5 protein-coding genes and 2 pseudogenes are annotated in these 15,011 nt (G+C 54.8%); 4 read left to right on the top strand and 3 right to left on the bottom strand.

Annotated elements, in window-relative coordinates; genetic code table 11:
• Nucleotides 1–37: 37 nt before the first annotated feature.
• Both AC6ESP_RS26320 and AC6ESP_RS26315 read left to right on the top strand, forming a co-directional pair.
• Entirely contained in the window at nt 38–2,149 is a 2,112-nt protein-coding gene (locus AC6ESP_RS26320) for a histidine kinase (protein WP_497099702.1), read from the top strand.
• A gap of 16 nt (nt 2,150–2,165) precedes the next feature.
• Nucleotides 2,166–2,864 carry a response regulator transcription factor gene (locus AC6ESP_RS26315; protein WP_497099701.1) on the top strand — a complete coding sequence of 233 codons (699 nt, stop codon included), beginning with the start codon at nt 2,166–2,168 and terminating at the stop codon, nt 2,862–2,864.
• Between the two features lie 260 nt (nt 2,865–3,124).
• Here the strand turns inward: AC6ESP_RS26315 and AC6ESP_RS26310 are convergent, their stop codons facing one another.
• Nucleotides 3,125–10,891, bottom strand: a complete 7,767-nt coding sequence (locus tag AC6ESP_RS26310; protein ID WP_497099700.1) for an S-layer homology domain-containing protein — start codon at nt 10,889–10,891, stop codon at nt 3,125–3,127.
• A gap of 1,052 nt (nt 10,892–11,943) precedes the next feature.
• Between AC6ESP_RS26310 and AC6ESP_RS26305 the strand changes: the two genes are divergently transcribed.
• Together AC6ESP_RS26305 and AC6ESP_RS26300 are read left to right on the top strand one after the other, a co-directional pair.
• The gene (locus tag AC6ESP_RS26305; protein ID WP_497099699.1) at nt 11,944–12,312 is read left to right on the top strand and encodes a helix-turn-helix domain-containing protein; all 369 of its coding nucleotides are present in this window, start codon (nt 11,944–11,946) and stop codon (nt 12,310–12,312) included.
• Nucleotides 12,290–13,096, top strand: a complete 807-nt coding sequence (locus tag AC6ESP_RS26300; protein ID WP_497099698.1) for an ankyrin repeat domain-containing protein — start codon at nt 12,290–12,292, stop codon at nt 13,094–13,096. The genes AC6ESP_RS26305 and AC6ESP_RS26300 overlap by 23 nt, the downstream gene beginning before the upstream one ends.
• A 270-nt stretch (nt 13,097–13,366) precedes the next feature.
• Here AC6ESP_RS26300 and AC6ESP_RS26295 read toward each other — a convergent pair.
• Together AC6ESP_RS26295 and AC6ESP_RS26290 are read right to left on the bottom strand one after the other, a co-directional pair.
• Nucleotides 13,367–13,453: pseudogene (locus AC6ESP_RS26295) on the bottom strand (sulfurtransferase); the annotation flags it as partial.
• A gap of 105 nt (nt 13,454–13,558) precedes the next feature.
• Nucleotides 13,559–14,456, bottom strand: a pseudogene (locus AC6ESP_RS26290) (AraC family transcriptional regulator).
• Nucleotides 14,457–15,011: the final 555 nt, after the last annotated feature.

Raw genomic sequence — 15,011 nt, 5'->3', positions numbered from 1 at the left:
ATATTCAAAACTGTCTTGCGCCGCTATAATTAGAGTCATGAGAAAAATTAGAGCCTATCAACTTCTAATCGGATTGTTTTTTGTCGTGACGGCTGCTATCTATGCCAGCTGCATCCCCGTCTATTACGACAAGCTCGTGACCGTATGCATCGAGAGCGGATGCGGCGTCTCGGTCTCCCCCTTGATCCTTGAGCCGGGCGGACTCACGGTAATCGAGATCGCGATCCTTCTTGTCGCGATAGACTGCTCCATAACAAGCGTGTTCTATTCCGCCGCCATCATCTTGCTATGGAAGAGCCCTCGAGAGCCAATGGGGCTGCTCGCCGCGCTCGCGATGATCGCCTTCGGCACTTCTTTCCCCTCGCTGGTCGCGGTAGGATCGGAGGATTGGCAGTTCTCGCACTACTGGTTCTTCGGCGTGGCGGCTATCGGATGGATCGCCATCTCTCTGTTCTGCCTGCTGTTCCCGAACGGCAAGTTCGTGCCGGCTTGGTCGAAGTACGCCATGCTGGTCATCGCGATCGTGGATATCGCCAATATTTTTTTTGAAGGGAGTATATGGAGAGCATTTAGCATTCCTCTAACCGTTCAGCTCGTCTGGTACGTATCGACCACGCTCCTGCTCATCTTTGCCCAGATCTATCGCTTCAGACGAATTTCCTCGCCTGAGCAGCGACAGCAGACCAAGTGGGTCGTCTACGGCGTGGCGGTCTGTTTCCTCGGATTCGTGATCATCAGCATACTGTTCAGTCCCGACTTCTTCAAAGGCAATGCCGTCTCTTATCTCTATCTGAACGCAGCGCTTCACTTCTTCCTGTCGGCTCTTCCCATTACGCTGACGCTTGCCGTTCTTAGACGAAGACTGTGGGATATTAACCCGCTCGTGAACCGGACGATTGTCTATGGCGCTTTAACGATCTGCATCGTGCTTCTGTACACGGGCGTCGTTCTTTATCTCGGCAATCTGTTCGTCACATGGAGCAATTATTTCGTCTCGCTCGTAGCGACGGCGCTCGTCGCCCTTGTATTCGCGCCTCTACGAGAATGGCTTCAACGGCAGGTCAACCGACTGATGAAGGGACGTCATGACGATCCATACGCCGTGCTTCTGGAGCTGGGCAGCCAAATGATGCAGCCGCTGGCGCCCGATGCGATGCTGGCTGCGATCGCCCGGCAGGTGCAAGGCGCTCTGCAGCTGCCTTACGGCGGCATCGCGATGAATATCGAAGGCAGGGAGACAATGCTGGCCGAGGCAGGCGAGCGCAGAGACGAACTAGAGTTGCATGCCTTCCCCATCATTTACCGGGGCAGAGCGATCGGTACGCTGTATGCGGCCAGCCGTTCCACGGGAGAAGCCTTCTCCTCGGAGGACCATATTTTCCTAGAGGTACTGTTGCAGCAAGCGGCACCGATCGTTAACAATGCGGATTTGCTGCAAGGAATGAGGCGGCTCGCGGAAGATTTGCAGGAATCCCGGGAAAAGCTCGTCCTCGCCCGGGAAGAAGAACGCCGGCGGATTCGCAACAACTTGCACGACGATCTTGCGCCGCGGCTCGCGGCGCTGGCAATTAACGTAGCCGTCGCCCGCAAATTCATCGACAAGGAACCGATGGCCGCGGTCGCCAAGATGGATGAGCTCGGGCAAGTCATTCGTTCGGCGATCCAAGATATCCGCTCCCTCGTCAACGATTTGCGGCCGCCCGCGCTTGACGAACTCGGATTAGCGGGAGCCATTCGCGCCCGAATGAATGAGATGTCGATACCCGGTCAGATTAGCGAGGATGGCGCGGCTGGCCAACTGCTGAATATGCGAATCGATGCGCCGCAGGAGCTGCCCGCTCTCAGCGCGGCCGTCGAGGTCGCGGTTTATCGGATCGTAACGGAATCGATGGTTAACGTGTTGAAGCATGCGAAGGCAACGGAATGCCGGGTCATGCTGGCCGTAACGGAGGACCGGCGGCTGCGAGTGGAAGTAACGGATAATGGCATCGGCGTCGGGACGACGGCACGCCCTGTTCTGATGGGAAGGACGGGCGGAATCGGACTCCTGTCCATGCGCGAGCGAGCCGCCGAGATCGGCGGAGAATGCGTCATCGAACGGCTTGACTCCGGGGGCACGAGAGTACGCGCCATGCTGCCATTACAATAGAAGGAGGCACTTAATGATGAGAATTATATTAGCCGAGGATCACCCGATGTTCCGTGGCGGAGTGCGGGCTTTGCTGGCGATGACGGATGACCTGGAAGTAGTCGGCGAAGCGGCCGACGGGGAAGAAGCGGTAAGGCTGGCCGGCGAGTTGCAGCCCGATCTGATGCTGATGGATATACGCATGCAGGTCATGAACGGCATCGAGGCGACCGAGCGGATCAAGCAGCTCTACCCTGCCGTCGAGGTGCTCATTCTTACGATGTACCAGGATGATCAGTCGGTGTTCACCGCCATGCGGGTAGGAGCCAAGGGCTACGTGCTGAAGGATGCGGACGAAGAGGAGCTGCTGCAGGCCATTCGCATGGTCGGCAACAGCCGGGCCGTGTTCGGCAAGGGAATCGCGGAGCGGATGATGCATTTTTTCGCCTCGCAGACTCCTCAAGCCGCGTCGGCGCAGCCATCGGCCGAGGAACCTGAAGGACAGTCGGTCGGCGGGCACGAGCTGCTGCGGGAGCCTGCCTTCGCCGAGCTGACCCGCCGCGAAGCGGACATTCTGGCGCGCATTGCAAACGGAGACACGAATGCTCAGATCGCCGATTACCTTCACATCAGCGCCAAAACCGTCGCCAATAATGTGTCGAACATTCTGAGCAAGCTCCAGGTAATGACGCGTCACGAAGCAAGGAAGCTAGTGGCGCAGCATCGACAACAATGAGCGTTAGTTGGTCAGTCGAAGTTTTATTTGCTTCGCGTGCCCGGATCAATCGATTATCCGTGAAATCTCGTCCGCGATCATACGCGGCTGGGAGTGCATGACCCTATTCATGGAGCGCGGGTCTCGACCAGCCGTCCGGCTTCCCTCCCATCCGGGTAATTAGAGTACCAGAGATTAGAGATGACGCCCATGCTGGGCGCACCCGCAAAAAAAGGGAGCTGCCATAACGAGGCAGCTCCCTTTCCTTCTCATCTACGAATCTACTTTTCCTCGGTCAGCAAGCCTGCGTCCTGCATGATCCGAACGAGCACGACCGCCGTCTGAGCGCGAGTCGCGGATCCGTCCGGAGCAAACTTTGTTGTCGAGATTCCTTTCATCCAGCCGAGTTGAAGCATCATCGTAACCGATTTGCGCGCCCAGGTCGAGACGTTGCCGGCGTCGGTGAACGAGTCAAGCTGATCCACCTCGTCATTGGACGGCGCCGGGATGTTCAGCAGAGCCGCAAGACGCACCAGCAGTACGGTCATCTCCTCGCGGGAGATAACGTCAAGCGGCCTCATGCGGCCACCCGATCCCTCGATTAGGCCGTAATCTAGGCCTGCTCGGATATAGGACTCATACCAAGCGTCTACCGGAACGTCCGTGAACCGGATTTGGGCCGAATCGGACTTGATTGGCCCTCTGACCTCCAACCCGCTCTTGTGCAGCAACTCGACTAGTAGCTTGACGGCTTCCGCCCGCGTAATGGCGCGATCAGGCTCGAATCGGCCGGGTGACACGCCGCTCGCCATATGCCGGGCTACGAGCACCATAACCTCCGCCCGGCTCCAATGCCCGGATAGATCCGCGAACTTCGGCGCGTACACCATGACGGCATATTCGCCCGGCTGCGTTATAAATGTGCTGACCGCAGCTTCGCTCCTATTCGTTATACCTCCGACATAGCGCCATCCGCCTGGAGCGGACGCGTCTTTACGATAAATGCCGTACGAGCGCGGGTCTTCACCTGCATCAGAAGATGCCTGATAGGCCAGCGTCATTCGAATCGGTTTCCACGACGCGCCTCCTTCGCTCTCCAGAAGGTAAGAAGGAGAATACCGGGCATAGCCTACCGGTACCTGCGCATCGTCTTCCTGGCCTATGCCGTAAGCGAGCTTCGTATCACGGCCGAACGTACCCGGAGCAACGAACAGCTTCAGCCGTCTCTCGAACGCTTCGTAGGTTCCGCCGGCCGTGTTCACTTTCCAGGCTCCGGCATCGTCATACTGCTCTCCAGGAGGTGTCTGGCCTCCTCCTGAGCCGCCGCCGTTATTGCCCGGATGTCCTCCCCCGCCTGCGAGCGTCTCAGCTACGACATTGGAGGCAAAAGATTCATTGCCGCTCGCGTCGACCCCGATCACTTCGAAGATGTACTTGGTCTTGGCCGACAAGGAGCCGGCTGTATAGGCTTGAACGCCCGGCAGCACTTCCTTCGACTGCGCCTTGGAGGCATCCGCCTCAGGCCACCATTTGACGATCAGCTTGGCGATATCCGGAGCAGCGGGATCCTTCCAGGTTACGCTTACGCCGTCGACGGCAGCGGACTGAACGGCCAGCTCCGCCACGGCGGAAGGGGGCGATAAGTCAACTCCAGCCTCGCTGTCTGCAATCCAGCGCCATGCGACGCCCGTCGATTCGTTTCCGTATTCGTCTATCGTCGTTACTTTGAAATCATAGTTCTTCGAGGCATCAATGCCGGTTACCGTCGCCCACATCTGCCCCTTGGCCGCCTCGACCTCCCCGGCATACGCCGATTCCGTCGCGGTCTTCCATTGCACGCGCACAGCTTTCAGATCGGCGTCCCGAGGGTCGTTCCAAATCAAGGTGGCCTGATCTCTCGTCATTCCCCCGATCAATGTATCCACCTCGTCCGGCGCCTCATAATCCGTCCCCGTCACGAGAACATCTTGCGTCGTGTCCGCTTCCAGCCCTATTCCCGCATAGCTGACAAGACTCCCTCCGATCGTAACCCTGTAGGTTTCTCCCGCAATCAGCGGTTCGGCAGGCCGGAAGGCTATCACCATGGCAAGCGGGCTGCCGTCCACCCCAGGCTCCAAATCGATCGGCCCAAGCGCGCCTTCTACGGCTTCGCCATTCAGGCCTTCGACTTTCATAACGCCCTCCGCGATGGAAGCGACTGAGATCGGTTTCGTGAAGCTGACCTGTACTTCCGTGCCGCCCGGGAGCGCTCTAACGGTCGCCACTTCGGGGGCATTATAGGAAACAAGCGGTATGTTGACATTGAAGTGCGGCGGCGGAACCTCCAGCTCGTCGCTGTACGCGGTCACATAGCCATCCTTCTCGACCTTCACCTTCCACATTCCAGGCGGAACGTCCCAGCCGTAGCGTCCTGCGGAATCCGTCTGCTGCGGATTGATCTGTTCGTACCATTCCGCATTCCATGCGTTCCAGGACCCGATTGCCGAATCAAGCTGTAGCACGGTAGCCGTCGCTCCCTCCAACCGGTTGGCGGTCAACCCCTCGTACACGAACCCGCTCGGATCATAGATGTAAGCCGGGTTCGCAACGGGCGGCTTCTTCAATGGCTTCTGCGGGTACGGCTTAACTTTACAGTCATACTTCTTCAAATAGTGTTCCAGCTCGTTCATGCTCTCTTCCACGATGCTGTCCAGCTTCTTGCCCGCCCAATAAGACTCGGCCCAGAAGATGAGCGCGTGCGGGCCTTCGAACGTTTTTCCACCGATGACGTTAAGCAGATTTTTAACATACTCGACGAACATAATATCAAATATGATGCCGTCGGCCATTCTCGTGTAATATTCCGCCGCCTGAGGGTCGCATAGCTTCTGCGCCTCGTCCCTAAGCGCATAGATGCGAGTCGTAGCCCCGGGATTCATGAAGGAATCCAATGTGTTCTCCAAGTCAAAAACCTTCGTCCCGTTATTCAGCATGTCGATGACCATTTTTATCTTGGCCATGCCGCCCGACAGACTTGTTCTGCCGCCTGGATTCCGTTCCGGAACATAGGCGGTAATGACGGCCTTGGCCCCATTCGCGCTTCTTGAAATGCTCATCGTTGTCCCGTACACGGGAATGCCGGTAGCCGCTTCTTCCCTGAGATCCTTGTCCGTAGGCACATACGCGTCTTCCCGCATGCTGCTGAACTGTATGCTGCCGCTGATGTCCTCGTTAAACTTGACCGAAGAGGTCAGCGTGTCGGCCGGAAGTTCTTCGCCGTCCGGCGTCTCCTCGCCCGGCGCCGTTACGTTCACCACTTCGAAGCTTCGCATGGCTTCGGGCAGCGTATGTCGCAGTTCTTCCTCTGAAGGCGGGCCGGCGATCGGCTCATTCGGATCGGCCTTCTGGCTATAGGTGACATAGACGGGACCCGGATCCTTCGTCAAGGTCATCGTCGCGACGAATTCTCCGTTCTGGAGCGCCGCATCGGTTACCGTGTCTCCCGTCCATACCTGCACATTATGAATCCGTTCGGGATTTCGGAATTTCAAATGATAGATGAACGGGTTGCCGGGCACGTATACGAACGGGAATACGGCAACCCCGTTCTCCGGCCGAATCGTGTGCACGCGTCCGCCTGGATGGCCCATCGTCATTTCCTCCAAACCGGGGTCATGCTCATCGTAGAGTACGATCGCTTCCTGACCGATCAGACGAATGCCGTTCACCAGCGCTTCCGTTCTTATCCTATGCTTCCGCGCTTCCGTGTCCGCGATCTCCGCGTCGAGCTTCCATGATCCGGCAGGAGACGACTCCGCGGTGCCGATCAGCCGTTCCCCGTCATAGACGTATACGGTCGATCCACGGGGAGCGGAGCCGCTTAATCCGAACTGCTGCTTGACCAGCACGCCCGGCACCCTCAAGGTAACGGCAAAAACCTGTACAAGCGCGGTGCCGATCGTCTCTTTCTTCACGAGCCCGCCGGTATAATATGCAATTCGGGCCGCTAGCGGCAGCGTCGGTTCCGCGAGGTCGTCATCGACTCGAAGTCCGAGCTGGACGCTCCCGCTTCCCTTGGCTGCAATATTTCCGATTCGAACCTTCAACCCGCCGTCCTGCCATTCCCAATCCGCATTCTGCCCGTTCGCAATGACCGAGCCCGGAATAACCGTGGTCCCCTTCGGAAGATCAAGCTCGATGCTTGCATCGGAGACCGCCGCACCCGCGTTGGCGTACAAGGCGCGCACCGTTATTCCTCCGTCCTGGGTCGTCTGCTCGGACGATACGCTCAGACTGTTGCCGGCACGGCCGCCGAAGCTTCCGCGCTCTTGCAGCCTGATTTCGCCAAGCGGAATGAGTTCGGACGCCTTGACGTCGAAATCGACGGTCGCCCACATTCCGTTGCTGCCGGAAGCCCTCAGCCGGTACGAGCCCGGCGTTTGAATATCGATCAGATATTCATCGCCTTGCTTCTTCACGGTGTACGCTCCGTACACGGCTTTGCCGTCTACCAGCCGGTCCAGCTCCAGCGCGACGTTGCCCGGATCTTGTCCGTCCGGCTTGACGAATTGCGCCGTTGCTTGCGCCCCTTTTCCTTCCAGGCGCAAGTTCAGTTCCGCCTGATTGTTGTCCCCGATTACGGTCTCTCCGCATAGGGCGGGCAATCCGGCCCTTCTTCCGTCCACGCATAGACGGAACGTATCTCCCTTGACGGCCGCTACCGAAACGGGAGAGCCGTATTTCTTAATCGAGTGGGAAGGCTGGAACATAAGGGACCATGCCCATCCCGAATCCGGCTTAAGAGGACCATGCCAGTCGCTCCCCAACTGCTTCGTATAAATGTTCAGCTGCACTTTGGCGTAATCCAGAAGCTGAAGATCCAGCGTTGCCGGGCTTCCTTCGACCATATCCAAGGTTTCGAGGCGGGACATTATGCCGATCGATTCACTGCCGGCCGCCCGAATGAACACTTGCCCCTCGGGCAGTTGAAGCGTATAGTTCCCGTTCGATGCCGAGTTTGCATAGAACACCTTGCCGTTTATGGCAGCCGTTACTCTTGCCCCGGCCGCCGGCTTCCCAGCTTTGGTCAAAACTTTGCCCTCCAGCTTCTGCAAAGCCTTTTCTTCCAAAATAATCGGCGTATTCATCGTCAGCTCGTTTAAGGCAAGCTCCATGCTGGCGCCTTCGTAGAGCGGATCCTTCGACACGATGTCCAGCTTGTAGATCTCGTCCTTAAATCCTTCGAGCCGCATGTCGTAGGCGCCGTTCCCCGTGCCGCGAAGCAGCAGATTGCCGTTCCCGTCCGACAACGTATAGGAAATCGGAACACGCGCGTTTTTGCCGTTTTTCACGTCGCCGTTCAGCTGGAACCGGAATTTCGGCTTCAGAGTCAACGTTTCTTCTCGCCCCGGCTTCATGACTGCCGACAATCCTTGAACGGGCATAACGGCATAATCCGTGGGCGAGAAAGCGATCGTATACGGAACATCACCGTAAGGGACGTTCAGCGTATATTTCGTCTGGCCCGCCGTCGTCTTCACGAAACTTCGGTAGTGCTTCCGCACGTCCTCCGTCTGATAGACGTTCAGCGTGCCTCCGCCCAGAGTGTTGCCCCATGTCCCGCCTTCCGGAATATCGAAGACGACCGCGACCCGTCCCGCAACGGGCGTCTCGATCGGATAGGCGGCGGCGCCTAAGTGACCGTTAACGGCGATCCGCGTTTCCTTCAGATAGGAAGTCCCCGTCGTTATGCGATAGGAGCCGGTATAGATGCCTGGCTCCGACTCCGTTAACGGAACCTCTGCCGCTGCCTCCCGCTCTTCATCCTCTTCCCAGCGATGAATCGTCAGCTCGGCCTTGAGCTCCAGCCCCGGCTTGGCTTTGACAACCAAAACCGCGTCGCTGTCTTGAATCGGCATATTGTGGTAATCCACCTTGCCGTCAAAATTCACTTTAACGGAAGTAACTGCCGATGACCCGGAAGCTATCCGGAATCGCGCCTGATTCGCCCCGATCAGAAGCACTTTCTCCTGAGGCTCTACAGGGAGGTAGCCCGGAGGAGGCGTGACGCTGATTTTGATCGTCTCGCCCGCTTCATGCGTTCCCGGCAGCTTCGCTTTGCCGCCCGCATCGGTCTGAACGCTGTCCAGCAGACTGTCGTCGGATGCTTTCGCGAACCGGACCGTAGCCGGCTCCGCCGGAATGCCGCCTTCGTACTCCAGCGTGACTTCCAGCTCCGACGAAAATGCGGGCTCCAGCACGATGGGTACGGATAAACCTTTGCCCGCCGCAATGCCGGTACGGGAGGCGAGAATGACGTTGCTCGCTTCGTGGCGAAGCTCCAGCTTATAGCCTGTGCCGGATCGAACCGGCAGCGTATATTCCGTCACCGCCGGATTGACGGGTATGGATTCGGTAACTCCCTTGCTATCGGACGCGTATAACATCGTTCCCGTCAGCAACTCGGATTGCTCCGTCTCGATGCCAATGGACAATTGGCTGGCCACCTGGATCGGCAAGCCGTCCACCGGCTTCGAGCCTTCGCCCTCGGCAAGCTTTGCTTCAATAGAGGAGATTGTCGCGATGCCAGCTCCAATATCCGTATACCCCCGATAAATCCCTTCGGCCGCTTCCTCCAGCTCGATCGCAACCGTCCGTTCTTCGCTATCCGCTCCGGCCGTCCAGTAGTGCATAACGGCCTGCAGATGCTGACCCTTTTTGCCCGTCGCTTGAATCGTCAGCCTCGTATTCTGCTTCAGCTCTCCGGACAGCCATGCCGTCTCGGGTAGCGTCAAGGAAGCAGAATGAATCGAGTCCGTCGGCTCGGGCGTATCGCAGTTCGGCGTGCAGTACGTATACAGAGCATTGTTTCTCACGTAAACCAGCTTGTTGCCTGCTCCGCTCATGTCCGCCGCAAAATGATTGAACGCCGGATTACCGACCGCCGCGGGTTGTCCCGGACGATTCATATCGAAGCGTTCGCTGTATCGATTCGGGAGATAACCGTCCGCGTGCATATCATAGAGAAGCGCCAGCACATATCTTCCGTCTTCGCTAATGGAGAGCTTCTCGTAATATTTGCCCAGCACCTCGTCTTCGCTGCGCCCTCCGTTCAAATAGACCAGATCGCCCGTCGCCGTATCCAGCACGTACGGCTGCGCCGGGGCTCCCGACTCAGACGAGTCATTGTAGGCCAAATACCTGCCATCCTGATTAATTGCCAGATCGCTGTGGACGGTATTGAACACATACCGTTTGACGATTCGGCCTTCCACTGTGTCATACATATAAATGGCCTGCTCCGAGGAGGATATCTCCATTCCCTTTAAGTTCGAGGAATCGGACACGAAGGCAATCATGCCGCCATTGCCGCTGATGACCGCGCCATTGCTCGTGCCGTTCTCCTCTTCACCGTCGGCCGTCTCGCTGACGAGCTTCCTCGTCTCCTTGGCATAATCGTACAGGTAGAGACGTCCTTCCTCTTCATAGACGATCCACCTGCCATCGTCGCTTATGGACGGGCGGCCAGCCGCGACGCCCAGCGACGAGATTAGCCTCATCGTCTTATGCTCCAGATCGTAGACGTAGACATGCTCGCCTTCCTCGCTTGGCGACGCCAGCAGGTTGCTGGCGTCGGAGACGAATACGACCCGCTTGCCGGAACGGTTGAGCGCGATTCCGCTCACATAACCATCCAGCTGCGCAAGCTCCTTCGTTACGGACGCCAGAATTCTGTGCCTGTTCGTCGTATTGAAGACGAACAAGCTGCTTTCGGCCGCGCTCTCCGTCAACAGATCCGTATATGCAATCATGGCGCCGTCTCCACTCATCGCGGAAGTCGTCATTTCCTCGCTCGCATGCCTCGATAACTCCACCAGTTTCATCTCGCCCTCCGGCGAGGCGCCGATGACCGTTATCATACCTGAAGATTCGTTCCCGGCATGATCGATCGCGGTAACTAGAAGCACGTACCGCTTGCCCGCTGTCAAACCCGGAATTCGGATGAAGGTTCCCGGCGTTGTCCCCAGCTCCTCGTTCGTCGTTCCGTCGTACACAACATACTTCGCCACGTCCAGGACCGGCTCGCCGGTATCGCTGGCGGGTCGTGACCAATTCAGGATCGCCATGTTGTGGCTCAGCAACTCCCATCGCAAATCCTGCACGTCATACGGTGCCGTCCAATCGACCTTTACGCTTGCCGGAGAGGATCGATCACTCCAATCCCCCGACTTCCGCGAGGCCGCGTAGAAGAGATACTCTCCCTCCGCTTCGAGGGTCATGCTCAAGTCGAACCGGCCGAAACCGCTGCCGTCATCCGCCGCTACGGCCGGTGTTTCGAGCTGCCGTTCCTCTCCTCCATCGATCGTATACCAGATCATCACCTCGGAGCCCGCTTCCGCATAACCGGACAGCTCCGCGAAGCTTTCCCGGCTCCATTCCGGCAAAGGATTCAAAACCGGAACTCCGGCAGCCAACGAATCCAGTTGGGCTTCCGACGGGCCCGTCAAACCGCCATCCGTCACGGTTTCATAAAAAGACAGATCCTCTGCGGCCGAAGAAGCATCCAGGGGAGACGCCCCCGCATATTGCGCCGTGCCGGTAAGTAGCATTACAAAGGCTAGAAAGCCGAATAGTACTCGCCTCATTCCAGAGGCCTTTCTCCCAATAATAAACACGCCATACTCCTCCCGCTCCAATTATTGCCGACTAACAGCTCCAGTGCATCCTTTATATTACCTGTACAGGAATGGTGTCAGACAGAGTAATGGCTACCCTAATTTGCGGGATATTTCCGTTCCCGAAATCGGGAATGCAGCATTCCCGGATTTGGGAAAGACGGAATTATAAGTGAATCTATTATTTTCGAAACGCAAATAGGCCATCCCGCCCAATCGGGGAGCTTCTGCAAGCCCCAATGATTGAGGAACAGGCGGATGACTTCAGTCAAGTCCGAGGTCGAATAGCTGTAATGCCGAAAGGATCCGTCCGCATGATCCATGCGCAACTCGACGCTGTAACAATTAGACTTCGTATAGACACCACAAGTCACCATTGATCGTCTACTTCTCCAGATATGAATCTTTTCAGATTAATTTACTGAATTGACCAAAGGATGCTTGAATTGGATATACTTGAGGATTTTGGACTACGATTAAAAGAACTTCGGACACGAAGTGGGATGTCGCAAGACATGCTATCCACACTTTCCGGCCTAGACAGAACTTACATCGGAGGTGTTGAGAGAGGAGAAAGGAATGTTTCTTTGAGAAATATCGAGGTCCTGTGTCGGGCTTTGGATGTTGATATCAGTTATTTCTTTGATGATGAACGCTTTTCCGTACATACTCCATTCTTGAAGAAAGAGTTCAACAGACCTCTAAGCGAACGATTTAACTTCAATGTTATTCACGTTCAAAACATAATCAGTTGGCGAGTAACCGGTGTTCTCCATCCCGAGGATCGTCGTCGTGCATACGGAACCAAAGAATGAAGATATTTACCAAACGATCGTTTCTGACGACTTAACCAGCTTTAAGGCTTTACTTCTGAAAGGGGCAAACCTCGGAACTGCTTTTAACTATGCCATGAATTATCAAAAGAATACAGACTGGGTAAAAGCAGTATTAGATAGAGGACTGCAAGTAACTAGTAAAGGCAACTATTTCAAAATAGCAGTCCAATATAAGAGAACCGATGTTGTTAAACTAATGTTGGAGAGCGGTGAAATGACCGCTAACAACGTTCCCTCTCCTGGAGATAGTTGGCAATCCTATATTGGACTTGCGCTAAGCAGTGTTGATTTTACGGTTAAGTATCCTAATGAGCCGAAAATAATAATCAAAACACAAGCGTCCATCGAACTCGCAAATTTACTATTCGAGCACAGATTCCAGCCAAATCCCACAGATGCATATACCGCTCTTTCTTATCGGAAAACAGAAATTTTAGATTGGCTGCTCAGCCATGGTGTAGATATTAATAGCGATACTACCAAGTATGTTTACCTTGATGAAGTCAGTAACGGCATTCATTTCTATGCACCTGGTACAGAGCCCGATTCTCAAGTTCGACAACAGCTAATCATCTCTGCATATGCAGTCATTAGTTGGAATCCAAGCCCCGAGAATATGCAAAATCTTGATTTAATAATTGTTAAGTATAAGGCTGATCTGTCTCCACTAACGCAATCGCAAAAAGACAGATTGCTGTATTTAGCTAATATGAATCAGAACACTCAACTAATTGAGACATTAGTGAATGCTGGTGCAAGATAACGGTTATTTTCAGCTCTAAATGTTGACTTTACGTTGATTTTCCCAAGATAATCTTCAATTGTTGATTCATACATGTCTCTGTTCGAGGAAAGTTGATATTTAGAAACTGCAAAGTATTAAAACATACTCCATGAGATCAAGATGTAAACAATTTCTCCAACCGTTTGTTGACTCCGTGTTGACTTGAGCGCATAAAAAATACAGAGCAACGGCAACCCTTTAGCCGTGCTCTGTATAGATCTTCACATTCTACTATGCACTTTCCAGCCCTTACTCTTCCCCGGTCGCTATCCCATTACCCTCATAACTAATCCAATCACTCCAGCTCCCCGCATATAGCTTCACATTAGTGAAGCCATCATCCTCAAAACAAAACAAGACTGCAAACAAGGATCACTTATCACCATAATGTGTTCGAAATGCATAAAATTCGATCATTCCATGATTTCTCCTACACACCAGTTACACTTTATGAACCGGGAACCAGAGCTCGATATAGTTAAGGCCATTTTTTGTACCGTACATTTCGAACTCTAGCCCTTCCACCTGCTCGTAGCCAGCCGTAGGGAGCCATTCGGTATAAAATCGGCGGTAAAGCGTTTCGATCGTCTCACCGAACTGATCCCACTGATGCGGCTCCGACGGAAAGATCGCCCATGTATGCGCGGGAATAGTTACCGAGGTGTACTCTTCCGTGTTGCTGGCTCCTTCCTTGAATGCGCACAACATGTAAGGAAACGTGTCCTGCCCGGTCTTCCTGTAGCTGCATACCGCATGCACAGAATACAGGTCCTGGCTAACGAACGATGGCAAAAACGCCCGTACACGCTTCAAGTCGCTTCACATCGCCGTTCGCATGGCTCTGCTCCCAAAGCTTGGCCGGCGTTTGCGGTGCCTCCCCGCCCCCATCGGTGCGGAATACACCTTCAATACCGAACACTTCAAAACTTTCCTTCGTCTCGATCCGATAATTCATCGCATCTGCCCCTCTGATCGTGATAAGGAAGGACAGACGGGGGTAAGCTTTGAGTGCAATCCCATCTTGACGAGCTATAGCCGGGGTGATCCCGTGTAGTGCATGGAAAGCCCGTGCGAACGAGACCGGAGATTCGTACCCGTATTTAAGCGCGACATCAATCACCTTCGCTGCTCCGACGTGCTGTAGCTCCAGCGCAGCAAGCGTCAGCCGTCTTCGCCGAATATACTCCGCCAGCGTCACGTCCGTAATGAACGAGAACATTCGCTGGAACTGGTACGACGAGCAGCAGGCCATGCGGGCCGCCTCGCTAAGCTCGATCTCCCCGGTTAGGTTCTCCTCAATGTAGTCTATCGCCCTGTTCATCCGATCCAACCACTCCATCTCATCCCCTCCTCTCGAATATAAGTATAGTCGGGGCAGAGAATCGCTTCGCAACGATTTGTGCCCAAAGAAGTTGCTTCGCCTCGATTGTGCTGAGCCGCCGTGGTATCCTGCCCTTCCGTAGCTACCTTTCTATTCTACGTAGATATCTTGTCCGCTTGGATTTCCAGAATTTATAATCGTCACCATAGCCTCAGCGGCTTTTGCACTCATTTTGAGAGGTGGCTTGAGGCCCCGGACGCTGAACGACCACAAAAAAAGAACGCCATTTGCGACGTTATTGTTGATTTTGTGTTGGCTTCATATTAGGATGTTCTTTACGTGTTGACTTTGTCACTGTTCCAGAGTTGCCTTTAAAAAAAATGCGTATAATCTAAATATGAAGATAAGGTCGGATAGCCTCTCGAAACATATTGCCTTCGAAATGAAAAGTGACCCGCAAGAGCAATGTCATTAAGTTAAACTCAGAGACAAGATCGTGAATAGAAAATGAATCCGAAACGGCATAGGAAATAGTCCTATGCCGTTTCGAATTTTATACAAGCAAGAAAAATG

Source organism: Paenibacillus xinjiangensis, from assembly GCF_059686975.1.
Note: the sequence above shows the minus strand (reverse complement) of the source record. Positions and strands in the feature narration are given on the sequence as shown.